20 protein-coding genes, 4 tRNA genes and 3 rRNA genes are annotated in these 23,826 nt (G+C 52.8%); 6 read left to right on the forward strand and 21 right to left on the reverse strand.

Annotation, left to right across the window (positions count from 1 at the left end; genetic code table 11):
• Positions 1–67: 67 nt before the first annotated feature.
• Both ppiC (AB182_RS24270) and ppiC (AB182_RS24275) read left to right on the forward strand, forming a co-directional pair.
• Entirely contained in the window at positions 68–349 is a 282-nt protein-coding gene (gene ppiC / locus AB182_RS24270; protein ID WP_047372318.1) for a peptidylprolyl isomerase PpiC, read from the forward strand.
• A 51-nt stretch (positions 350–400) separates the two neighbouring features.
• Positions 401–682 carry a peptidylprolyl isomerase PpiC gene (gene ppiC, locus AB182_RS24275; protein WP_039077006.1) on the forward strand — a complete coding sequence of 94 codons (282 nt, stop codon included), beginning with the start codon at positions 401–403 and terminating at the stop codon, positions 680–682.
• Positions 683–724: 42 nt separating this feature from the next.
• Here ppiC (AB182_RS24275) and AB182_RS24280 read toward each other — a convergent pair whose 3' ends face one another.
• From AB182_RS24280 to ilvC, 3 genes are all read right to left on the reverse strand, one after another.
• On the reverse strand, positions 725–1,102 hold the full coding sequence (locus AB182_RS24280; RefSeq protein ID WP_047372319.1) for a hypothetical protein: 378 nt from the start codon (positions 1,100–1,102) through the stop codon (positions 725–727).
• Complete coding sequence (locus tag AB182_RS24285) at positions 1,080–1,538, reverse strand: RrF2 family transcriptional regulator (protein ID WP_047372320.1); 459 nt, start codon at positions 1,536–1,538, stop codon at positions 1,080–1,082. Before AB182_RS24285 ends, AB182_RS24280 begins: the two co-directional genes overlap by 23 nt.
• Before the next feature lie 155 nt (positions 1,539–1,693).
• Positions 1,694–3,169, reverse strand: a complete 1,476-nt coding sequence (ilvC, locus tag AB182_RS24290; protein ID WP_047372321.1) for a ketol-acid reductoisomerase — start codon at positions 3,167–3,169, stop codon at positions 1,694–1,696.
• A 153-nt stretch (positions 3,170–3,322) separates the two neighbouring features.
• On the opposite strand from ilvC, the gene ilvY reads away from it, so the two are divergent.
• Both ilvY and AB182_RS24300 read left to right on the forward strand, forming a co-directional pair.
• Entirely contained in the window at positions 3,323–4,213 is an 891-nt protein-coding gene (ilvY, locus tag AB182_RS24295; RefSeq protein ID WP_047372322.1) for an HTH-type transcriptional activator IlvY, read from the forward strand.
• Positions 4,214–4,223: 10 nt separating this feature from the next.
• Positions 4,224–4,613 carry a hypothetical protein gene (locus AB182_RS24300; RefSeq protein ID WP_047372323.1) on the forward strand — a complete coding sequence of 130 codons (390 nt, stop codon included), beginning with the start codon at positions 4,224–4,226 and terminating at the stop codon, positions 4,611–4,613.
• 41 nt (positions 4,614–4,654) lie between these two features.
• Here the strand turns inward: AB182_RS24300 and AB182_RS24305 are convergent, their stop codons facing one another.
• The 8 genes from AB182_RS24305 to ilvL form a co-directional block, all read right to left on the reverse strand.
• The gene (locus AB182_RS24305) at positions 4,655–5,359 is read right to left on the reverse strand and encodes a DUF2461 domain-containing protein (RefSeq protein ID WP_047372324.1); all 705 of its coding nucleotides are present in this window, start codon (positions 5,357–5,359) and stop codon (positions 4,655–4,657) included.
• A 103-nt stretch (positions 5,360–5,462) separates the two neighbouring features.
• Complete coding sequence (ilvA, locus tag AB182_RS24310) at positions 5,463–7,007, reverse strand: threonine ammonia-lyase, biosynthetic (RefSeq protein ID WP_047372325.1); 1,545 nt, start codon at positions 7,005–7,007, stop codon at positions 5,463–5,465.
• A 2-nt stretch (positions 7,008–7,009) separates the two neighbouring features.
• On the reverse strand, positions 7,010–8,860 hold the full coding sequence (gene ilvD, locus AB182_RS24315) for a dihydroxy-acid dehydratase (RefSeq protein ID WP_047372326.1): 1,851 nt from the start codon (positions 8,858–8,860) through the stop codon (positions 7,010–7,012).
• Positions 8,861–8,920: 60 nt separating this feature from the next.
• Positions 8,921–9,850, reverse strand: a complete 930-nt coding sequence (locus tag AB182_RS24320) for a branched-chain amino acid transaminase (RefSeq protein WP_047372327.1) — start codon at positions 9,848–9,850, stop codon at positions 8,921–8,923.
• A 16-nt stretch (positions 9,851–9,866) separates the two neighbouring features.
• Positions 9,867–10,130 carry an acetolactate synthase 2 small subunit gene (ilvM, locus tag AB182_RS24325; protein WP_039076997.1) on the reverse strand — a complete coding sequence of 88 codons (264 nt, stop codon included), beginning with the start codon at positions 10,128–10,130 and terminating at the stop codon, positions 9,867–9,869.
• Positions 10,127–11,773 carry an acetolactate synthase 2 catalytic subunit gene (ilvG, locus tag AB182_RS24330; protein WP_047372328.1) on the reverse strand — a complete coding sequence of 549 codons (1,647 nt, stop codon included), beginning with the start codon at positions 11,771–11,773 and terminating at the stop codon, positions 10,127–10,129. The genes ilvM and ilvG overlap by 4 nt, the downstream gene beginning before the upstream one ends.
• Before the next feature lie 2 nt (positions 11,774–11,775).
• On the reverse strand, positions 11,776–11,826 hold the full coding sequence (gene ilvX / locus AB182_RS33410) for a peptide IlvX (RefSeq protein ID WP_206780280.1): 51 nt from the start codon (positions 11,824–11,826) through the stop codon (positions 11,776–11,778).
• 87 nt (positions 11,827–11,913) lie between these two features.
• On the reverse strand, positions 11,914–12,012 hold the full coding sequence (gene ilvL, locus AB182_RS31050; protein WP_032229281.1) for an ilv operon leader peptide: 99 nt from the start codon (positions 12,010–12,012) through the stop codon (positions 11,914–11,916).
• A 342-nt stretch (positions 12,013–12,354) separates the two neighbouring features.
• Between ilvL and AB182_RS24335 the strand changes: the two genes are divergently transcribed.
• Complete coding sequence (locus tag AB182_RS24335) at positions 12,355–13,881, forward strand: YifB family Mg chelatase-like AAA ATPase (RefSeq protein ID WP_047372329.1); 1,527 nt, start codon at positions 12,355–12,357, stop codon at positions 13,879–13,881.
• Positions 13,882–13,904: 23 nt separating this feature from the next.
• On the opposite strand, the gene AB182_RS24340 is transcribed toward AB182_RS24335, so the two are convergent.
• On the reverse strand, positions 13,905–14,243 hold the full coding sequence (locus tag AB182_RS24340; RefSeq protein WP_047372330.1) for a DUF413 domain-containing protein: 339 nt from the start codon (positions 14,241–14,243) through the stop codon (positions 13,905–13,907).
• Between the two features lie 118 nt (positions 14,244–14,361).
• Here AB182_RS24340 and hdfR point away from each other — a divergent pair, with 118 nt between their 5' ends.
• Complete coding sequence (hdfR, locus tag AB182_RS24345) at positions 14,362–15,183, forward strand: HTH-type transcriptional regulator HdfR (protein ID WP_047372331.1); 822 nt, start codon at positions 14,362–14,364, stop codon at positions 15,181–15,183.
• 93 nt (positions 15,184–15,276) lie between these two features.
• Here the strand turns inward: hdfR and AB182_RS24350 are convergent.
• From AB182_RS24350 to btuB, 9 genes are all read right to left on the reverse strand, one after another.
• Positions 15,277–15,352 (reverse strand) — tRNA-Trp (locus tag AB182_RS24350).
• A gap of 8 nt (positions 15,353–15,360) precedes the next feature.
• Positions 15,361–15,437, reverse strand: a tRNA-Asp gene (locus tag AB182_RS24355).
• 55 nt (positions 15,438–15,492) lie between these two features.
• Positions 15,493–15,608, reverse strand: a 5S ribosomal RNA gene (gene rrf, locus AB182_RS24360).
• Between the two features lie 197 nt (positions 15,609–15,805).
• Positions 15,806–18,707 (reverse strand): 23S ribosomal RNA (locus AB182_RS24365).
• A gap of 206 nt (positions 18,708–18,913) precedes the next feature.
• A tRNA-Ala gene (locus tag AB182_RS24370) sits at positions 18,914–18,989 on the reverse strand.
• Positions 18,990–19,097: 108 nt separating this feature from the next.
• A tRNA-Ile gene (locus AB182_RS24375) sits at positions 19,098–19,174 on the reverse strand.
• Positions 19,175–19,244: 70 nt separating this feature from the next.
• Positions 19,245–20,786, reverse strand: a 16S ribosomal RNA gene (locus AB182_RS24380).
• The 16S, 23S and 5S rRNA genes sit together here with 4 tRNA genes alongside, the layout of an rRNA operon.
• Positions 20,787–21,178: 392 nt before the next feature.
• The gene (gene murI, locus AB182_RS24385) at positions 21,179–22,030 is read right to left on the reverse strand and encodes a glutamate racemase (protein ID WP_071845947.1); all 852 of its coding nucleotides are present in this window, start codon (positions 22,028–22,030) and stop codon (positions 21,179–21,181) included.
• Positions 21,975–23,825, reverse strand: coding sequence for a TonB-dependent vitamin B12 receptor BtuB (btuB, locus tag AB182_RS24390; RefSeq protein WP_047372333.1), 1,851 nt, complete (start codon positions 23,823–23,825; stop codon positions 21,975–21,977). Before btuB ends, murI begins: the two co-directional genes overlap by 56 nt.
• Position 23,826: the final 1 nt, after the last annotated feature.

Genomic DNA, 23,826 nt, shown 5'->3' on the forward strand with positions numbered 1-23,826 from the left:
AAGCCTGCCAGAGATTTACCCGCCAATGGTAAAGTGTGGAGACTTCTCTTAACTACGGAACGTGAACATGGCGAAGACAGCGGCAGCGCTGCATATTCTGGTGAAAACTGAAAAACTGGCGCAGGAAATTATGGCTAAGCTGGAAAAAGGATCGAGTTTCGACCATCTGGCAAAGCGCTATTCCACCTGCCCTTCGGCACGTAACGGCGGCGATCTGGGCGAATTCAAACAGGGCGTGATGGTAGGACCATTCGATAAAGCCGTGTTCAGTTGCCCACTGCTCACCCCTTTTGGCCCGGTTAAGACGAAGTTCGGTTATCATATCATCAAGGTGCTGTATCGCCGCTAACGCGTGCTACTATTGCGCCCGCATTTATATAAACCTCATCAAGGCGCAATCATGGCAAAAACAGCGGCAGCAATGCATATTCTGGTGAAAGAAGAGAAACTGGCACTCGATCTTCTGGAACAGCTTAAAAATGGCGGCGATTTCGAGAAACTGGCAAAAAAACACTCGACTTGCCCTTCCGGCAAGAAAGGTGGTCATTTAGGCGAGTTTAAGCAGGGTCAGATGGTGCCGGCTTTCGATAAAGTGGTCTTCTCCTGCCCTGAGCTGGAGCCAACTGGCCCGCTGCATACCCAGTTCGGTTACCACATCATTAAGGTGCTGTACCGGAAATAATTCGGCAATAAAGCCTCTCTGTTCATGAGAGGCTGGCTTGTTTTATTTATCGGATTGCAGCGTCTTTTGCGCTTCGAATTTCATCACGTGCGTGCTGACTGCCGCCTGGAATACCTTGAACATCAATCCATTAATCAGCGTTGTCAGGGTAATGGTGATAAACGCCGTCATCACCCAGTCAATCAGCGCAAAACCGCTTTGCAGCAACGCCGGGCGATAAACCAGCATCCCGCCAAATACCACCCAATGACTCAGACAATAAAAGCAATGGAAAAGGTGCCCTAACATTGCATTCTTTTTGGTTGTCCATTCCCGAAATGCGGCGAACAGTTCTGTTTGCGTTACCGTCATTGAGATGCTACTGGCTGCCAGTGCAATCATCAGGCAGGTCGTCAGCTCAGTCATTAATGTGGAAATCATGGTTATGGCCTTTTTCATTGAAGTAACTGATAAATTCTGCCCCCACGTCCTGCAGCGTCAGGTTTTTAAAACGCTCCAGAATCAGCGACTGCGCATCAGCCAGCGTGGATGACATTACCCGGTTAACCCCTTGTTCAACCAGACACTGGGGATTCTCGCTACGATTTCCCAGCGCAAACAGCGCCGGAGAACCCAAAGCGATATAGATATCGTGGAGTGTGACCTCGCTGGCGGGACGACAAAGCCGCCAGCCACCGTGGTGACCTTTTGTTGCACACACAATCTGATTTTCCCGAAGCCCGGCGAGAAGCTTACGAATGAACGCCGGGTTGCCGTCGATATAAGCGGCCATCTGTTCCGATGTCATCGGTTTATCCGCCTGCTCCATATGCAGCAGGATGTGGAGTGTTGCTGAGAATGAGTTGTTTATTTTCATGTAACTTACGATATTACATAAGTTACACTATAACAATACTTGCCGCAGATTATTTTCCGACCGACGAAAAAAAACCTGACGGCGCATGCGCTCATCAGGCTTTTTAGAAACAGGACATTTTAAGGGGTAACCGGAGGGTTACCCGATGTTCAAACTTAACCCGCGACCGCGATACGTTTCATATCGGTCATATAGCCACGCAGTTTCTTACCAACCGCTTCAATCGGGTGAGACTGAATGGCTTCGTTAACATCGCGCAACTGTGCGTTATCTACGGAACCTTCTGCAATAGCCTGACCCAGATCGCCCGTCTGCAGGGTAGTCATAAACTCTTTCAACAGCGGTACACAAGCGTAAGAGAACAGGTAGTTACCGTATTCTGCGGTATCGGAGATAACTACGTTCATTTCGTACAGACGCTTACGAGCGATGGTGTTCGCGATCAGCGGCAACTCGTGCAGCGATTCGTAGTAAGCGGATTCTTCGATGATGCCGGAATCCACCATGGTTTCAAACGCCAGCTCAACGCCCGCTTTCACCATTGCGATCATCAGAACGCCTTTGTCGAAGTACTCCTGCTCGCCAATTTTACCTTCAAACTGCGGTGCGGTTTCGAACGCGGTTTTACCGGTCTCTTCACGCCAGGTCAGCAGTTTCTTATCGTCGTTGGCCCAGTCCGCCATCATGCCAGAAGAGAATTCACCAGAGATGATGTCATCCATATGTTTCTGGAACAGCGGTGCCATGATCTCTTTGAGCTGTTCGGACAGCGCGTAAGCACGCAGTTTTGCCGGATTAGACAGACGGTCCATCATCAGGGTAATACCGCCTTGTTTCAGCGCTTCGGTGATGGTTTCCCAGCCGAACTGAATCAGTTTTTCGGCGTATGCCGGGTCGGTACCTTCTGCCACCAGCTTGTCGAAGCACAGCAGAGAACCCGCCTGCAGCATGCCGCACAGGATAGTCTGTTCGCCCATCAGGTCAGATTTCACTTCTGCCACGAAGGAGGATTCCAGCACGCCCGCACGGTGACCGCCGGTGGCCGCAGCCCAGGCTTTAGCGATGGCCATACCTTCGCCTTTCGGATCGTTTTCCGGGTGAACCGCAATCAGGGTCGGCACGCCGAAACCACGTTTGTACTCTTCACGCACTTCGGTACCCGGGCATTTCGGCGCCACCATCACGACGGTGATGTCTTTACGGATCTGCTCGCCGACTTCCACGATGTTGAAGCCGTGGGAGTAACCCAGCGCTGCGCCATCTTTCATCAGCGGCTGTACGGAACGCACAACGTCAGAGTGCTGTTTGTCCGGCGTCAGGTTAACCACCAGATCCGCCTGCGGGATCAGTTCTTCGTAAGTCCCCACTTTGAAACCGTTCTCGGTTGCTTTGCGCCAGGACGCGCGTTTTTCCGCAATCGCTTCTGCGCGCAGCGCATAGGAGATATCCAGACCGGAGTCACGCATATTCAGACCCTGGTTCAGGCCTTGCGCACCACAACCGACAATGACCACTTTTTTACCCTGCAGGTAGCTTGCGCCATCGGCGAATTCGTCGCGCGCCATAAAGCGGCATTTACCCAGTTGCGCCAGCTGCTGGCGCAGGTTCAGTGTATTAAAGTAGTTAGCCATGGTGATTCCTCGTCGATGTGTCGTGCTTTTGTTATTAGGTTCGCTGTAGTGCGAGAATGTACCCACATTACAACAGGAAATGTGTTGCTTAAATTGATATATTAACAATGTGACATTGCAATTTATGCAACGTAAAAATGTGGAGTCTGTCTCATGGATTTACGCGACCTGAAAACCTTCCTGCATCTGGCGGAGAGCCGCCACTTCGGCCGCAGTGCACGCGCCATGCACGTCAGTCCTTCCACACTTTCCAGACAGATTCAGCGTCTGGAAGAAGATCTCGGTCAGGCGCTTTTTGTCCGTGATAACCGCACCGTTACGCTCACCGAAGCGGGCGAAGAGTTGCGGGCATTTGCTCATCAAACTTTATTGCAGTATCAGCAACTGCGCCACGCCATCGATCAGAAAGGCCCGTCGTTGTCAGGTGAGTTGCATATCTTCTGTTCGGTCACGGCCGCCTACAGCCATCTGCCACCGATTCTCGATCGCTTCCGCGCCGCGCATCCTTCGGTAGAAATCAAGCTCACCACCGGTGACGCCGCCGATGCGATGGAAAAAGTGGTTACGGGAGAAGCCGACCTGGCGATTGCCGGGAAACCGGAAACGTTGCCTGGCGCAGTGGCGTTTTCTATGCTGGAGAATCTGGCAGTGGTATTGATTGCCCCGGCACTGCCTTGTCCTGTTCGCAATCAGGTCTCTGTGGAAAGTCCTGACTGGGCCACAGTGCCGTTTATCATGGCCGATCAAGGCCCCGTACGCCGCCGTATTGAACTCTGGTTTCGTCGCCATAAAATCAGTAATCCATCAATTTACGCAACAGTAGGCGGCCATGAGGCGATGGTTTCCATGGTGGCGCTCGGCTGTGGCGTGGCGCTAATCCCAGAAGTAGTGCTGGAAAATAGCCCTGAACCCGTACGCAACCGTGTCATGATTCTGGAGCGCAGTGATGAAAAAACCCCCTTCGAACTGGGCGTTTGTGCGCCGAAAAAGCGGCTGCATGAGCCACTGATTAATGCATTCTGGGAAATTGTTCAGGCTAAATAAGGAGAAAATGATGCGTATACAGGTCCTGTTGTTAACTGTAGCCCTTGCGGCATGCTGTACTGCCCAGGCTAAACCAAAGGACGTTACGGTACAGGATGTAAAACATCTGGCGCTGAAACAATGCCTGGTGGCGAATTACCAGGCCCGGACGCCAGAGGGCACAAAATCAGCCCCCTCGCAGGATGCATCATTCCTTGTCGAGAGCTACGCATTAGACAATGCCGGCGTCTGGAAGGAATTTCAGAAATTCGTCGCTAAAGAGACGGAAAATTTCAACAAGCTAACCATGTCATTACATCCTGATCATGCCCAAACGGCTAATAACGTGCTGGCGCAATGCGTCAGCTTTTATGAATCGGATAAGCTGGATAAGTATGTACGAGGGACGGTGATGAAGTGACACAAGGCATGTCCCTTCTCGCTTATCCTTGCGGTGTGGATTTATAAATCATCGGGATCGATTTGTTTCATCGTTTCCACTGTCATCAGCCATTGATACAACGGTTCCAGTTGACGAAACCCCTCTGCCAGAAGATTAACTAACCCGGCGTGGAACAGCTTTTCCACGTCGTTATCGGTCACCATGACCGCGAACGTTTTGCACTGATACCAGTTGGCCATCGCCGGATCGAGATCTTTCACAAGCGGCCGCTTATAACGCTCAGCCTCCAGCGCAAACGGCGGCTGGCAGCATTCGTCAGCTATCGCCAGAAACTGCGCCGGTCGTTGCTTCAACGTATGGCGAAAAAGGTCCATCGTCGATTTGCTGGCGCTGTAATACCCCACGCCGTAGCGCAGGGTGTCCGGACTGATTTCGAAAAAGTAAACCGGCGCATCCGTCCAGTTCTTTGCCGGGCGTTTGAAGGTCAGCCACATTCGGCTGCGATAAAGAGATTTGTCGTGAGAAAAACGGGTATCGCGATGAATACGCGACAGGGTCTTGCCGATCGCCGGGCGTGTTTCCAGCAGCGAATCAATTTCCAGCATCGCGGGAGCCAGGTCATCCACCAGCGCACGAAAAGGGGTGAGGACACTACGGTCATAGATAAAACGATGCTCTTCAAACCAGGTCTTATCGTTTTCGATACGGACTTGCTGGAGGAAGTCGAGCCCTTCCTGCGCAAACCCCTGAAAGCGTCCTGCCATATGCTTCACCTGTTTTAGCGGAAATGTTCTGGCGCATTATGCCGCCGGGCCCGCCAGACAAACAAGGCACGAAATATCGTGCCTTGTTTTTTTCAGCCTGACGCTAGCCCGCAAGGAAAAAGCGAAATGCCGGGTTATTGGTCTCATCATGGCAGTCGTAGCCAAGCTCATTGAGGCGGGTTTCAAAATCCGGCTCATGGTCGCCCAGCTCGAACGCCGCCAGTACGCGACCATAGTCAGTACCGTGGCTGCGGTAGTGAAACAGCGAGATATTCCAGTGTGTACCCAGCGTGTGCAGGAATTTCAGCAGCGCGCCGGGTGATTCCGGAAACTCGAAGCTGAAAAGTCTCTCGGTAAGTGGTTTCGAGGGACGGCCACCGACCATATAGCGCACATGCAGCTTCGCCATTTCGTCATCGGACAGATCCACCACGCTGTAACCGCCTTCGTTCAGCAGTTGCAGAATCTCTTGACGTTCTTCCAGCCCGCGGCTTAACCGTACGCCGACGAAAATGCAGGCATCTTTCGCATCGGCAAAGCGGTAGTTGAACTCCGTGACCGAGCGACCGCCTAACAGCTGACAGAATTTCAGGAAGCTCCCCTTCTCTTCCGGAATCGTCACCGCCAGCAGCGCTTCGCGTTGTTCACCCAGCTCACAGCGTTCGGAAACATAACGCAGACCGTGGAAATTCACGTTAGCGCCGGACAGTACATGCGCCAGACGTTCACCACGGATCTTGTGCTGAGCGACATACTTCTTCATCCCAGCCAGCGCCAGTGCGCCGGACGGTTCAGCCACTGCGCGAACGTCTTCAAACAGGTCTTTCATAGCCGCGCAGATGGCGTCACTGTCGACCGTCACGATGTCATCGAGGTATTCCTGGCACAGACGGAAAGTCTCATCGCCAATACGTTTGACGGCAACACCTTCGGCAAACAGCCCCACACGCGGCAGATCCACCGGATGCCCGGCATCCAGCGCCGCTTTCAGGCAGGCTGAATCTTCGGCTTCAACGGCAATGACTTTGATTTGCGGCATCAGCTGTTTGATCAGCACGGCTACGCCCGCCGCCAGACCGCCGCCGCCAACCGGCACAAAAACGCGATCGATATGGGCATCCTGCTGCAACAGTTCCAGCGCCAGAGTACCTTGCCCGGCAATCACCATCGGATGATCAAACGGCGGCACCCAGGTGAAGCCCTGCTGCTGAGAGAGCTCAAGCGCTTTGGCTTTCGCCTCATCAAAATTGGCCCCGTGGAGCAGCACTTCGCCGCCAAAACCCCGCACCGCATCCACTTTGATCTCCGCGGTTGCGGTTGGCATCACGATCAAGGCTTTGACGCCAAGGCGCGCGGAAGAATAGGCCACGCCCTGTGCATGGTTGCCTGCCGATGCGGTGATCACACCGCGGGCTTTCTGCTCAGCGGTTAATCCCGCCATCATGGCGTAAGCGCCACGAAGCTTAAAGCTATGTACCGGCTGACGGTCTTCACGCTTCACCAGCACAATGTTGTCGAGGCGCGAAGAGAGTTTTTCCATTTTTTGCAGGGGGGTAACCTGCACCGCTTCATACACGGGTGCACGCAGCACCGCGCGTAGATACTCGGCCCCCTCAGGGGAGCCGGATAGGGGTTGTGAATCTGCCATGATTAGCCACCCAGTTTGGATTTATCGCGTACTGCGCCTTTGTCTGCACTGGTAGCGAGGCTGGCGTATGCACGCAACGCGAAGGAAACCTGACGTTCGCGAGATTTCGGCGTCCAGGCCTGGGCGCCACGGGCTTCCTGCGCTTCACGGCGTGCCGCAATTTCAGCATCGCTCAGTTGCAGTTGAATACCGCGATTTGGGATATCGATAGCAATCATGTCGCCATCCTCAATGATGGCAATATTGCCGCCGCTCGCCGCTTCCGGAGACACGTGACCAATGGAGAGACCAGAGGTACCGCCCGAGAAACGACCATCAGTTACCAGCGCACAAGCTTTACCCAGGCCCATGGATTTCAGGAAGGTCGTCGGATACAGCATCTCCTGCATGCCCGGCCCACCTTTTGGCCCTTCGTAACGGATAACCACAACATCACCCGCCACAACCTTACCGCCGAGGATCGCTTCAACTGCGTCATCCTGGCTTTCGTACACTTTTGCCGGACCAGTGAATTTCAGGATACTGTCATCCACGCCTGCGGTTTTTACGATGCAGCCGTTTTCGGCGAAGTTACCGTACAGAACGGCCAGGCCGCCGTCTTTGCTGTAGGCATGTTCCAGAGAACGGATACAGCCCTCAGCGCGATCATCATCCAGCGAATCCCAACGGCAATCCTGCGAGAAGGCCTGCGTTGTGCGGATACCCGCAGGACCAGCGCGGAACATTTTTTTCACCGCCTCATCCTGGGTTACCGTGATGTCGTACTGCTCCAGCGTCTGCGGCAGCGTCAAACCGAGCACGTTTTTCACGTCGCGGTTCAACAGACCTGCTCTGTCCAGCTCGCCGAGGATCCCCAGTACGCCACCGGCACGATGAACATCTTCCATATGGTATTTCTCCGTGCTCGGCGCAACCTTACACAGCTGCGGCACTTTACGGGACAGCTTGTCGATGTCGCTCATGGTGAAGTCGATTTCTGCTTCTTGCGCCGCCGCCAGCAAATGCAGAACGGTATTGGTTGAACCACCCATGGCGATATCCAGGGTCATTGCGTTCTCAAATGCCGCTTTGCTGGCAATGTTGCGTGGCAGCGCGGAAGCATCGTTCTGCTCGTAGTAGCGTTTGGTCAGTTCAACGATGCGCTGGCCTGCGGTGAGGAACAGATCTTTACGATCGGCATGGGTCGCCAGCAGCGAACCATTACCCGGCTGAGACAGGCCCAGCGCTTCGGTCAGACAGTTCATTGAGTTAGCGGTGAACATACCGGAGCAGGAGCCGCAGGTCGGACAGGCAGAGCGTTCTACCTGTTCGCTCTGCGAATCAGACACTTTCGGGTCCGCACCCTGAATCATCGCATCGACCAGGTCGAGCTTGATGATTTTGTCGGACAGCTTGGTTTTACCGGCTTCCATCGGGCCGCCGGAAACGAAGATGACCGGAATGTTCAGGCGCAGTGATGCCATCAGCATCCCCGGGGTGATTTTGTCACAGTTGGAGATACACACCATGGCATCGGCGCAGTGGGCATTCACCATGTATTCAACGGAGTCCGCGATCAGTTCGCGCGATGGCAGTGAATAAAGCATGCCGCCGTGACCCATGGCGATACCGTCATCCACGGCAATGGTATTAAACTCTTTCGCCACACCGCCGGAGGCTTCAATTTGCTCAGCAACCAGCTTACCGAGATCGCGCAAATGCACGTGCCCGGGCACGAACTGGGTAAACGAGTTCACGACGGCAATGATCGGTTTACCGAAATCGGCGTCTGTCATCCCGGTGGCGCGCCACAGCGCGCGGGCACCCGCCATATTACGCCCGTGGGTGGTGGTGGCGGAACGGTACTTAGGCATGCTTTAGTTACTCCCAGTTTCTGTTAAATGGGGCGTTGCGTGCCGCCCCATCTTTTATACTTAGTTATTAACCTGATCCAACCAGCCCCATTTATCTTCGGTTTCACCGGTAAAAAGGCCAAAGAATGCTTGCTGAATACGTTTGGTGACCGGGCCACAGCGGCCTTCGCCTACCTGGATACCATCCACGCTGCGAACCGGCGTGATTTCGGCTGCGGTACCGGACATGAATACTTCATCGGCCAGGTACAGCGATTCGCGGGACAGGGTCTGCTCGCGAACTTCAATACCGAGGTCTTTCGCCAGCTTGATGATGGCGTCACGGGTGATACCCGGCAGCGCGGAGGAGGTAAATGGCGGAGTGAACAGGATGCCATCTTTCACTTCAAACAGATTTTCACCCGCACCTTCAGAAATATAGCCATTCACATCCAGCGCAATACCTTCCTGATAACCATGACGACGTGCTTCACTGCCAACCAGCAGAGAAGAAAGGTAGTTACCACCAGCTTTTGCCGCCGTCGGGATGGTATTCGGTGCAACGCGGTTCCAGGAGGAAACCATCGCGTCGATTCCCTGATCCAACGCTTCTGCGCCGAGGTATGCCCCCCAGGGAAAAGCTGCGATGATCACATCAGTGGTGTAACCATCCGGCGGGTTAACGCCCATACCTACGTCACCAACGAACACCAACGGACGAATATAGGCGCTGGTCAGGTTGTTTTTGCGAATCACCTGACGGCAAGCTTCCATCAGTTCATCAATGCTTTGAGAAACCGGGAAGCGATAAATTTTGGCTGAATCACGCAGACGCTGCATGTGCTCACGATGACGGAACACCACCGGCCCTTTGTGCGAGTTATAGCAACGGATACCTTCGAACACGGAAGTACCGTAATGCAGAGCGTGGGACATCACATGAACCTTTGCTTCTCCCCACGGAACCATCTCGCCATTGAACCAAATGTAATCAGCTTTTTTCGTCGTCATTTTAATTCCTTTGCGCTCAGGCGCGGATCTGTTGTGATGATGTTGTACATTGCTGGATATCAACCCGGGCGACATCGACCAGTTTGCTTAGCTGGCTAAACAGTAATTCGACGGGGCGCGGGCTGGCAACGGTCAATTCAATATTTATATTCTGCGCGTCGGTGGCCGCTTCCATGTTCATTGAACAAACCTGAAAGCCACGGTGGCGTACCACACGTAATACACGTTCTAACGTTTCGGGGTTAAAGCGGGCCTGCACGGCGACCTGATGTTGCATCATGATAATTTCTCCAGCATTTCTGCATTACTGGCACCTGGCGGTACCAACGGCCAGACATTCTCAAGCTCGTCGATTGAGACATGAAGCAGGTATGGCCCCTCACAGGACAGCATGGTGTCGAGAGCCGCTTCAACCTGGTCTTTACGGGTGATGTGCTGGCCGGGAATGCCGAAGGCGCTGGCCAGAACGAGGAAATCGGGGTTATCGGTAAGTGTTGTTTCGCTATAACGTTCGTTGAAGAATAACTGCTGCCACTGGCGAACCATCCCTAAACGCTGATTATCCAGTAACACGATTTTCAGCGGTAACTGTTTGCGTTTTACGGTGCCGAGTTCCTGAACATTCATCATGAAGGAACCGTCACCGGAGATACAGATTACCGTATCATTCGGACGGGCCACCTGCGCCCCCACGGCGGCTGGCAAGCCAAAGCCCATTGTGCCTAATCCACTGGAGGTAATGAAATTTTCTGGACGGGTGTAAGTCATGTGCTGTGCAGACCACATTTGATGCTGACCCACATCGGTGGTCACCACGCAGTCGGCAGGTTTGCGATCTGACAATTGTTTTAACAACAGCGGCGCATAGATCGCGTCACCTGGATGGTCATAACGCCAGGCGAACTCTCTACGCATGTCGGCATTAAACTGGCGCCATTCGTTAATCTCCAGCTCCTGTTGCAATGCTGGCAGTAACGCATTCAAATCGCCTTGCAAGCTGACATGTGCCTGACGCAATTTATTCATTTCTGCCGGATCGATATCCATATGGATAACTTTGGCATTTGGCGCAAAGGTGTTCAGTTTGCCGGTGACGCGATCGTCAAAGCGTGCCCCCACAGCGATTAGCAGGTCACACTCCTGCACCGCCAGATTCGCTGCTTTGGTGCCGTGCATCCCCAGCATGCCAAGATACCATGGATAGCTATCTTCAACCGCACCAAGGCCTTTCAGCGTACAGGTGACTGGCATTTGAGTCACGGCGATGAACTCGCGCAGCGCCGGAACAGCCTGCGCCATCCCTACGCCACCACCTACGTACAGCATCGGCTTTTTGGCCTGAGCCAGCATTTGGCAGGCCTGCGCCACGTCTTCATGTGGGAAGGTGAACTCATCCCCAACGGTGGAAAAATGCGGTTCCAGATCACCGGAGGCTAACTGGATGTCTTTAGGGATATCAACGAGAACCGGACCAGGACGGCCTGAGTTTGCCACCTGGAACGCTTCGGCAATCACGCGCGGCAGCTCCTCCAGAGACTGCACCAGAAAACTATGTTTAGTGCAGGCCAGCGACAAACCGAGAACGTCCACTTCCTGGAAGGCATCGGTACCAATGAATGGCGCGGCAACCTGACCGGTGATAGCAACGACAGGAACGGAATCCAGCAGCGCATCCGCCAGCCCGGTGATCAGATTAGTTGCTCCCGGACCGGACGTGGCGATACACACACCCGTTTTACCTGTCGAGCGTGCATAACCGATAGCCGCCATTGCCGCCCCCTGCTCATGCCGGCACAACAAGTGTTCCACGCCGCCGTCATACAATGCATCGTAAACCGGCATAATTGCGCCGCCGGGATACCCAAAGACTGTATCAACCTGCTGTGCCCGCAACGCATGTACTACCCACTGTGCGCCATTCATAGTTAGTTCCCCGCCGTAAATCGGGAGAAACAGAATTTTGTGCTACTACTCATTCTCTGCTCCTCGTTTATGTTTTTTAGGTCATAAAAAAACCCCCGGACCTTTCGGTGCGGGGGTCTTAGTTCGTTAAGGCTTGATTTTTAAGCCTTTCCTCGTCCAAGTGCAGCCCCGCACGGTGGGATAATAATCACCACCACGCTAATCACAATCAGGCTAATCACTCGTAGAAGGGCTGTCATTTTCTGTACTTTCTGGCTTCATGTTCGAAGGAATACCTAAAGAGTTATCACAGATATGAGACATGACACAAGATTTTTTTATGACGGTTTTTTTGGTTGGCAAAACAATATCAATAAAAAGCCTTGTTTTTTATAAAGAAAAATTGAAATGAAATAATTTCATTTTTTTCAACACTAAAAGGGCTTTTAGGCACCAGGCCGTAACATGCGAGGAGAATTCCAGAAAAAAATAGATCGTCTGCAACCGCCGAAAAAAGTGTGGAAGCCTGCGCGCAAACCTTCTTTTTTTCGGGAAGGTAAAGTCTATTTGCCCCGCATACTTACCTTCCACAAGGAGGTGTTATGACGTTGTCGGTTATTTACACGCGTGCAGCGCTGGGGGTTTGTGCGCCGTTAATCACCGTTGAGGTGCACATCAGCAACGGTCTTCCCGGCTTGACGATGGTGGGCCTACCGGAGACAACGGTGAAGGAAGCCCGGGATCGCGTGCGTAGCGCGATCATCAATAGCGGCTACGAATTCCCCGCGAAAAAGATCACGATCAACCTGGCACCGGCAGACCTTCCCAAAGAGGGAGGGCGATATGATTTACCTATCGCAATTGCGCTTCTCGCGGCTTCTGAGCAATTGCAGACTAGCCATCTTCATCGGTTTGAGTTCGTCGGTGAATTGGCCCTTACAGGAGCGCTACGCGGCGTTCCCGGGGCGATATCCAGTGCCATGGAGGCAATCAAGGCTGGCCGGTCCATTATTGTCGCCGCAGAGAACGAAGCCGAGGTAAGCCTGACAGGAACGAAAGATTGTTACATCGCCGAGCATCTGCAGGCGGTGTGTGCTTTTCTTGAAGGTAAACATGAGTTATCTCCACCATCTCCCCATTTCATCAGCAGTAACCCGAATACAGCGCAACATGACTTAAGCGACGTCATCGGGCAGGAGCAAGGTAAGCGTGCACTGGAGATTACGGCGGCCGGCGGGCATAACTTGCTCCTGATCGGCCCACCGGGCACGGGGAAAACAATGCTTGCCAGCAGGCTTGGGGCATTGTTGCCACCGCTGAGCAACCAGGAAGCGCTGGAAAGCGCGGCCATCCTGAGTCTGGTCAATACCTCAGGATTGATACGTCAATGGCGACAGAGACCTTTTCGCGCACCGCATCATAGTGCCTCACTTACGGCTATGGTCGGCGGCGGCGCAATACCTGGCCCCGGAGAAATATCGCTGGCCCATAACGGCGTGTTGTTCCTCGATGAGCTTCCTGAATTTGAGCGACGGGTGCTGGACGCGTTGCGCGAACCCATCGAGTCAGGGCAGATTCATATTTCCCGTACGCGGGCGAAAGTCACATACCCTGCCCGTTTTCAACTTATTGCCGCCATGAATCCCAGCCCAACGGGGCATTATCAAGGGAACCATAACCGCAGCACGCCGGAACAGACATTGCGCTACCTTGGGCGCCTTTCTGGGCCATTTCTAGACCGCTTCGACCTGTCGCTTGAGATCCCACTCCTGCCGCCCGGTATGTTGAGCCACAACCAACACGGCAGTGAAAAGAGTAGTGTCGTGCGTGCACGGGTTATCGCTGCACAGGAACGGCAGTATCAGCGACAAGGGAAGCTTAACGCGTTACTGGAAAACAGCGAAATGAGGGATTTTTGCGTGCTCACGCAAGCTGATGGAGAGTGGCTGGAACAAACACTGGTACGGCTTGGTCTGTCAGTACGAGCCTGGCAACGTTTGTTGAAAGTCGGGAGAACCATTGCCGATCTGGAAGGTGCAGAAAATATTCAGCGCGATCATCTACAGGAAGCGCTCAGCTATCGCGCTATCGACAGGCTACTCATTCATTTGCAGAAAATGTTGGGATAAAAAAGGGGCCGTAGCCCCTTTTTTTAGTCTTCAGAATCCGTGTAGTCTTCGTTCCCTTCCATCTGCGGTTTGCCACCTGACAGGGTATGAAAACGCTTTGGACGCTTAATGCGTGACATATACTTAGACCAGACGCGTTCTGCTTCGGTATCTGGCTCGCGTTCGCCGCGACATACTGCGACGAAACGGATTTCTTCTTCTGTGGTCGGTTCGCGCTTACCGAGATCCAGCTCGTTGAAAGCATAACCATGACGCTCAAGCAACTGAGCTTCTTTGATGGTGAAATCACCATGACGGGAAAACCCGCGCGGATAATGTTTGTTGTCAAAAAAACGATTAGTCGTCGTAAAGCTTTCCGCCATCCTGCACGCTCCTAATTCTTTGGCCGAGCTATTTATGGCGCGGAGTATTAGTTACGCTTGACAGAGTGTAAAACAAAACATTTAAATCATTACGACAAATAATTTTGCGGAGAAACCTGTGGATACGGAATTGCTAAAAACTTTCCTGGAAGTCAGCCGAACTCGCCACTTCGGGCGTGCAGCTGAAGCACTCTATTTGACCCAGTCAGCCGTGAGCTTTCGTATTCGTCAGTTAGAAAACCAGCTTGGCGTAAATCTTTTCACGCGCCATCGCAACAATATCCGCCTGACGGCGGCCGGGGAAAAACTTCTCCCCTATGCCGAAACGCTGATGAATACCTGGCAGGCGGCACGCAAAGAGGTTGCGCATACATCGAGACACAATCAATTTTCTATCGGTGCAAGTGCCTCGCTATGGGAATGTATGCTTAGCGACTGGCTTGGAAGGCTGTACCAGCTAGAGGAAAGCCTGCAATTTGAAGCACGAATTGCACAGCGACAATCGTTGGTGAAACAGCTACATGAGCGCCAACTTGATCTCCTGATCACAACAGAAACACCCAAAATGGACGAATTTAGCAGCCAGTTATTAGGACATTTTACACTTGGCCTCTATTGCTCGACGCCCGAAAAGACGAAGTCACAATTGAATTATTTGCGTCTGGAATGGGGGCCGGATTTTCAGCAACATGAGTCCGAATTGATTGGCAGCGACGATGTCCCAACATTAACTACCAGTTCAGCAGAGGTCGCTCATCAGCAACTGACGCTATTAAATGGGTGTGCGTGGCTACCCGTCTCCTGGGCGCAGCAAAGGAGTGGCCTGCATATGGTGGTTGATAGCACGACGCTATCCCGTCCACTTTATGCTATCTGGTTACAAAATAGCGATAAACAAAACCAGATTCGGGAGTTATTGAAAATAAAGGTAATGGAATGAAAGCGGCGCATCCATTACGGGTGCGTCTGAATTGTTTTACCAGAAAGAAGCAAAAAAAAATCCTTTGCCTGAGCAAAGGATTTTTTCTTTTTCTGGCAGGGGCGGAGAGACTCGAACTCCCAACACCCGGTTTTGGAGACCGGTGCTCTACCAATTGAACTACGCCCCTAAATAGGGTGGCGGAACGGACGGGACTCGAACCCGCGACCCCCTGCGTGACAGGCAGGTATTCTAACCGACTGAACTACCGCTCCACCGAATACTTCTTTCATCACCGGATTAATGCACCGGCTTACTGCTTAATTTGATGCCTGGCAGTTCCCTACTCTCACATGGGGAGACCCCACACTACCATCGGCGCTACGGCGTTTCACTTCTGAGTTCGGCATGGGGTCAGGTGGGACCACCGCGCTAAAGCCGCCAGGCAAATTCTTTGTGCTCTGTCCTGTGTCTTTTGTGCTGATACTGCGTTGGCTGCTCTCGTAAAGTCAGTCACATACCTCAGTATGCTCCTTCCTTTTCTTCGCTGGCCGCCTTGTCTCAGCGCAAAATCCTTCGGACTCTGAATCTAAGCTGAATATTGTTCGTCTTCTCAAATCCGCCAAAACATCTTCGGCGTTGTAAGGTTAAGCCTCACGGTTCATTAGTACCGGTTAGCTCAACGCATCGCTGCGCTTACACACCCGGCCTATCAACGTCGTCGTCTTCAACGTTCCTTTAGTGTCCTTAAAGGACAAGGGAAGACTCATCTCGGGGCAAGTTTCGTGCTTAGATGCTTTCAGCACTTATCTCTTCCGCATGTAGCTACCGGGCAATGCCATTGGCATGACAACCCGAACACCAGTGATGCGTCCACTCCGGTCCTCTCGTACTAGGAGCAGCCCCCCTCAATCTTCCAGCGCCCACGGCAGATAGGGACCGAACTGTCTCACGACGTTCTAAACCCAGCTCGCGTACCACTTTAAATGGCGAACAGCCATACCCTTGGGACCTACTTCAGCCCCAGGATGTGATGAGCCGACATCGAGGTGCCAAACACCGCCGTCGATATGAACTCTTGGGCGGTATCAGCCTGTTATCCCCGGAGTACCTTTTATCCGTTGAGCGATGGCCCTTCCATTCAGAACCACCGGATCACTATGACCTGCTTTCGCACCTGCTCGCGCCGTCACGCTCGCAGTCAAGCTGGCTTATGCCATTGCACTAACCTCCTGATGTCCGACCAGGATTAGCCAACCTTCGTGCTCCTCCGTTACTCTTTGGGAGGAGACCGCCCCAGTCAAACTACCCACCAGACACTGTCCGCAACCCGGATTACGGGTCCACGTTAGAACATCAAACATTAAAGGGTGGTATTTCAAGGTTGGCTCCATGCAGACTGGCGTCCACACTTCAAAGCCTCCCACCTATCCTACACATCAAGGCTCAATGTTCAGTGTCAAGCTATAGTAAAGGTTCACGGGGTCTTTCCGTCTTGCCGCGGGTACACTGCATCTTCACAGCGAGTTCAATTTCACTGAGTCTCGGGTGGAGACAGCCTGGCCATCATTACGCCATTCGTGCAGGTCGGAACTTACCCGACAAGGAATTTCGCTACCTTAGGACCGTTATAGTTACGGCCGCCGTTTACCGGGGCTTCGATCAAGAGCTTCTCCTTACGGATAACCCCATCAATTAACCTTCCGGCACCGGGCAGGCGTCACACCGTATACGTCCACTTTCGTGTTTGCACAGTGCTGTGTTTTTAATAAACAGTTGCAGCCAGCTGGTATCTTCGACTGATTTCAGCTCCGTCCGCAGGGACTTCACCTACACATCAGCGTGCCTTCTCCCGAAGTTACGGCACCATTTTGCCTAGTTCCTTCACCCGAGTTCTCTCAAGCGCCTTGGTATTCTCTACCTGACCACCTGTGTCGGTTTGGGGTACGATTTCGTGTTACCTGATGCTTAGAGGCTTTTCCTGGAAGCAGGGCATTTGTTACTTCATCACCGTAGTGACTCGTCATCACACCTCAGCCTTGATTATCCGGATTTGCCTGGATAACCAGCCTACATGCTTAAACCGGGACAACCGTCGCCCGGCTAACATAGCCTTCTCCGTCCCCCCTTCGCAGTAACACCAAGTACAGGAATATTAACCTGTTTCCCATCGACTACGCCTTTCGGCCTCGCCTTAGGGGTCGACTCACCCTGCCCCGATTAACGTTGGACAGGAACCCTTGGTCTTCCGGCGAGCGGGCTTTTCACCCGCTTTATCGTTACTTATGTCAGCATTCGCACTTCTGATACCTCCAGCATGCCTCACAGCACACCTTCGCAGGCTTACAGAACGCTCCCCTACCCAACAACACATAGTGTCGCTGCCGCAGCTTCGGTGCATGGTTTAGCCCCGTTACATCTTCCGCGCAGGCCGACTCGACCAGTGAGCTATTACGCTTTCTTTAAATGATGGCTGCTTCTAAGCCAACATCCTGGCTGTCTGTGCCTTCCCACATCGTTTCCCACTTAACCATGACTTTGGGACCTTAGCTGGCGGTCTGGGTTGTTTCCCTCTTCACGACGGACGTTAGCACCCGCCGTGTGTCTCCCGTGATAACATTCTCCGGTATTCGTAGTTTGCATCGGGTTGGTAAGCCGGGATGGCCCCCTAGCCGAAACAGTGCTCTACCCCCGGAGATGAATTCACGAGGCGCTACCTAAATAGCTTTCGGGGAGAACCAGCTATCTCCCGGTTTGATTGGCCTTTCACCCCCAGCCACAAGTCATCCGCTAATTTTTCAACATTAGTCGGTTCGGTCCTCCAGTTAGTGTTACCCAACCTTCAACCTGCCCATGGCTAGATCACCGGGTTTCGGGTCTATACCCTGCAACTTAACGCCCAGTTAAGACTCGGTTTCCCTTCGGCTCCCCTATTCGGTTAACCTTGCTACAGAATATAAGTCGCTGACCCATTATACAAAAGGTACGCAGTCACACCACGAAGGTGCTCCCACTGCTTGTACGTACACGGTTTCAGGTTCTTTTTCACTCCCCTCGCCGGGGTTCTTTTCGCCTTTCCCTCACGGTACTGGTTCACTATCGGTCAGTCAGGAGTATTTAGCCTTGGAGGATGGTCCCCCCATATTCAGACAGGATACCACGTGTCCCGCCCTACTCATCGAGCTCACAGCCTGTGTGCTTTCGTGTACGGGGCTGTCACCCTGTATCGCGCGACTTTCCAGACGCTTCCACTAACACACAAGCTGATTCAGGCTCTGGGCTGCTCCCCGTTCGCTCGCCGCTACTGGGGGAATCTCGGTTGATTTCTTTTCCTCGGGGTACTTAGATGTTTCAGTTCCCCCGGTTCGCCTCATTAACCTATGGATTCAGTTAATGATAGTGTGACGAATCACACTGGGTTTCCCCATTCGGACATCGCCGGGTCAAAGGTTCATATCACCTCGCCGGCGCTTTTCGCAGATTAGCACGTCCTTCATCGCCTCTGACTGCCAGGGCATCCACCGTGTACGCTTAGTCGCTTAACCTCACAACCCGAAGATGTTTCTTTCGATTCATCCTCGCGCTGTAAAAATTTGAGAGACTCGAACACACTGTCATCTGTTCTTATTACGGAGAACAGACACTGTGTGTCGTTTCAATTTTCAGCTTGATCCAGATTTTTAAAGAGCAAAACTTCGCAGTGCACCTTTTCAGGTTCACTCTGAAGTTTTCTTGTGTTCGCAGTAAATGATGGTGGAGCTATGCGGGATCGAACCGCAGACCTCCTGCGTGCAAAGCAGGCGCTCTCCCAGCTGAGCTATAGCCCCATCGTGGTCAAATCTCGTTAACCGTAATTCTTTCTGAGACAAGGCGTGGAATAACGAAGCATACACCGGTATGCGAGTCATTTCACAACGCAGTATTCAGGAAGAATTTGGTAGGCCTGAGTGGACTTGAACCACCGACCTCACCCTTATCAGGGGTGCGCTCTAACCACCTGAGCTACAAGCCTGCAGAGATTTTTTACTGCTGTATTTCATCAGACAATCTGTGTGAGCACTGCAAAGGCAGGTTCTTTAAGGTAAGGAGGTGATCCAACCGCAGGTTCCCCTACGGTTACCTTGTTACGACTTCACCCCAGTCATGAATCACAAAGTGGTAAGCGCCCTCCCGAAGGTTAAGCTACCTACTTCTTTTGCAACCCACTCCCATGGTGTGACGGGCGGTGTGTACAAGGCCCGGGAACGTATTCACCGTGGCATTCTGATCCACGATTACTAGCGATTCCGACTTCATGGAGTCGAGTTGCAGACTCCAATCCGGACTACGACGCACTTTATGAGGTCCGCTTGCTCTCGCGAGGTCGCTTCTCTTTGTATGCGCCATTGTAGCACGTGTGTAGCCCTGGTCGTAAGGGCCATGATGACTTGACGTCATCCCCACCTTCCTCCAGTTTATCACTGGCAGTCTCCTTTGAGTTCCCGGCCGGACCGCTGGCAACAAAGGATAAGGGTTGCGCTCGTTGCGGGACTTAACCCAACATTTCACAACACGAGCTGACGACAGCCATGCAGCACCTGTCTCACGGTTCCCGAAGGCACTAAGGCATCTCTGCCGAATTCCGTGGATGTCAAGACCAGGTAAGGTTCTTCGCGTTGCATCGAATTAAACCACATGCTCCACCGCTTGTGCGGGCCCCCGTCAATTCATTTGAGTTTTAACCTTGCGGCCGTACTCCCCAGGCGGTCGACTTAACGCGTTAGCTCCGGAAGCCACGCCTCAAGGGCACAACCTCCAAGTCGACATCGTTTACGGCGTGGACTACCAGGGTATCTAATCCTGTTTGCTCCCCACGCTTTCGCACCTGAGCGTCAGTCTTTGTCCAGGGGGCCGCCTTCGCCACCGGTATTCCTCCAGATCTCTACGCATTTCACCGCTACACCTGGAATTCTACCCCCCTCTACAAGACTCAAGCCTGCCAGTTTCGAATGCAGTTCCCAGGTTGAGCCCGGGGATTTCACATCCGACTTGACAGACCGCCTGCGTGCGCTTTACGCCCAGTAATTCCGATTAACGCTTGCACCCTCCGTATTACCGCGGCTGCTGGCACGGAGTTAGCCGGTGCTTCTTCTGCGGGTAACGTCAATCAACACGGTTATTAACCGTATCGCCTTCCTCCCCGCTGAAAGTGCTTTACAACCCGAAGGCCTTCTTCACACACGCGGCATGGCTGCATCAGGCTTGCGCCCATTGTGCAATATTCCCCACTGCTGCCTCCCGTAGGAGTCTGGACCGTGTCTCAGTTCCAGTGTGGCTGGTCATCCTCTCAGACCAGCTAGGGATCGTCGCCTAGGTGAGCCGTTACCCCACCTACTAGCTAATCCCATCTGGGCACATCCGATGGCAAGAGGCCCGAAGGTCCCCCTCTTTGGTCTTGCGACGTTATGCGGTATTAGCTACCGTTTCCAGTAGTTATCCCCCTCCATCGGGCAGTTTCCCAGACATTACTCACCCGTCCGCCACTCGTCACCCGAGGAGCAAGCTCCTCTGTGCTACCGTTCGACTTGCATGTGTTAGGCCTGCCGCCAGCGTTCAATCTGAGCCATGATCAAACTCTTCAATTTAAAAGTTTGATGCTCTTAGAATTAAACTTCGTAATGAATTACGTGTTCACTCCAGAGACTTGGTATTCATTTATTGTCCGAAGACATTAAGAATCCATGTCACTTTGAGTGCCCACACAGATTGTCTGATAAATTGTTAAAGAGCAGTGCCGCTTCGTTTTTCGCTGCGGCGCGGGGTGTGCATATTACGCTTTCCCGCTGCAGAGTCAAGTATTTATTTTTACTTTTCTCTGCGGGTTTCTCACCGGCATTCGCCTGAGAACCCTGCTGACCCGGCGGCTTGCTTGCCGTTGTTCCGTGTCAGTGGAGGCGCATTATAGGGAGTTCTCTGGAAGTGACAAGCCCTAATTTTAAAAAACTTTTCAACCGTCTCTTTTTTGCTCAAAACACCACTAGAGCGCGAGTTTTTCGAGCGCTCCGAAGCCATAGCGCTGTAAAACGGGCAATAAAAGAACAGTTTCTGGTGTAACGGCCATGCAATACGCCAGATTCGCATCTGCTGATTTAGCATCAGGCGCTTCATGCTCAAGCAACCAGGCCGTACGACGCGCAATAGCCGCACCGGAATCCACCAGCCGCGTCCCCTCGGGGAGTACCTGCAACAACTCATGCTGTAATAAAGGGAAGTGTGTACAGCCGAGTACTACGGTATCGGGTGGCTCCGGCATACGCAGCCACGGGCGTAGAATACGTTTGAGCTCATCCAGCGGAACGGGCTTACCGTGTAACTTCGCTTCCGCAAGCTCAACCATCTCCGCAGAACCCAGCAATTCAATTTTGCATTCATTGGCAAAACGCTTGATAAGCTCATGCGTATAAGGACGTTTTACCGTTGCTCTCGTTGCCAGTAACCCAACCACGCCATTCGCCGTTAAGCGTGCAGCGGGTTTGATCGCGGGAACCACCCCTACAACCGGGAAAGCGAATTTCTCACGTAGCGCAGGTAAAGAAACGGTGCTGGCGGTATTGCAGGCAATGACGGCAAGCGCCAGAGGATATTGAGCCTGAACGGCAGTAACGATTTCGACAACACGTTCAACGATGAATTCTTCGCTCTTTTCCCCATAAGGAAAGGCGACGTTGTCGAACGCGTAAATGTAATGCAGGTCCGGCAGGAGATGCCGGACCTCATCATAAACCGATAACCCCCCTACGCCAGAATCAAACACCAGCACAGTGGGCCGCAGTTTAGAAGGTGTAGCTGCCAGACAAGGTATATTCTCGTCCTGCAGTTTGGTAGCCATAAGCTGTCTCGTAATCTTTATCGAACAGGTTAGCTATTTTACCACGAACTGTCAGATGAGAGGTCATTGGATATGACAATCCAATGTCCCAGACACTTACACCGCCCAACTTAACCGTATGGGAGGTATAAGTTGTTGCGTCATAGGCGTTGTCATAGCGTTGCCCCATATATTGATACGCGACATTCCAGCCCAGGTCATAAATCTGCCCGGTCAGTTCGTACTTAACCTGCTGTTTGGCACGACGTGCAAGCACCTTATTGGTTTCGTCATCACGCGGATCGATATATTGCAGCGTCAGATGATGATCGACAGGACCTGTCGTCACGTTTCCGGTCCACTCCAGTCCTTTGATCGTGGCCGATTTTACGTTGTAGTAAGCGTTGTTGTCGTAATCAATCAGGTTGTTGATTTCATAACGATACGTAGAAAGACGCCAGTCCACTGGCCCGGTCAGCCCTTCAAGCCCGGCTTCCCACTGTTTAGACTCTTCCGGTTTCAGATTCGGGTTGGAAGCAATACCAAAGCGCTCTGCGCCAAACTGCTGCCCAAGCGATGGCGCGAGGAACCCGGTGCCGTAAGAAAGCGTCACTCGGTAATCATCGACGAATTCCCACCCCGCCGCTGTCTGCCAGGTACCATGCCAACCGAACTGTTCGTCGTGATCTTCACGCCCGGACGCTTCCAGGGTTACCTTGTCAATTTGCTGCTGGCCGGTCAGATAGAGCCCGGTGGTGTCGCGCTTGTAGATATCCGTACTGGAAGTGCCGCTGGATTGCAGTTTCTCTTGTTTCCAGTCAACCCCTCCGCTTACCGCGCCATGCCCCACCTCGACGTTGTTACCCCACTGGATGTAACGCTGTTCCATATTGTCCAGGCTTGCACTCGCTGCATAGCGGCCATCCTGCGCATTGTAATTATAATTTTTAAGGTGCTGATAATTGGCAATCAACTGAGATGAGTAGATGCCGGAATGATAATTGAGGCCGGTGTCCCATGATTGGGTGTAATTCTGGCTTTCATCGCCACCGCCTGCGTAACCACCGCTGCCCTGGTCGTAATCAGTATTTGAACTGTAGCCATAGCCGCGGAAGAACCCTGAGACGCTATCGTTAAATTTATGCTGAACGCCGCCCCAGAACAGTTTATTGCGATAACCGTCGCGATCGCTGTCATCCGCGTAGGTTGAATCCGGCTGTACGTTAAAACCCTTGGTCGTCTGATACGCACCAGCAGCGGTGACCATCGTATCGCCAAAGCGTTGATTTATCGCACCGTCATAGTTCTGGTAACTGTTGCTCCCCATCCCTGCGTTAATCTGCGCGCGCTCATCGTCACTCATCGTAATGATGTTAACCACGCCGCCGATGGCACCGGATCCATAAACCGCAGAGCGTGGCCCACGGATGTATTCAATACGCTGTACCAGCGAGACCGGGATCTGACCAATATCGATAGCATTGCCAATACCGGCACGGGCCATCGGTACGCCGTCAATCAGCACCAGCACATGACGCGCTTCGGTACCGCGAACAAAGAGAGAAGAACTCTGCCCTATTCCACCGTACTGGGCGATGTCCACGCCCGGCAGGCGACGCATCACATCGTTAAGGTCTTTTGACTGCCAGCGTTGAATATCTTCACGCGTCACCACATCGGTGGGTGCCAGTACGGTGTTCACCGGTTGTTGAAAACGGTTTGCTGTTACCACCAGAGTGTCCGGGGAGCCATCCTGCGCCCAGCCGGAAAAAGCCGTGACGGAGAGCGCCGTCAGCAGCGAAGTTTTTTTAATCATT

This window comes from Phytobacter ursingii (assembly GCF_001022135.1).
In the GTDB taxonomy this organism is placed as follows: Bacteria; Pseudomonadota; Gammaproteobacteria; order Enterobacterales; family Enterobacteriaceae; genus Phytobacter; species Phytobacter ursingii.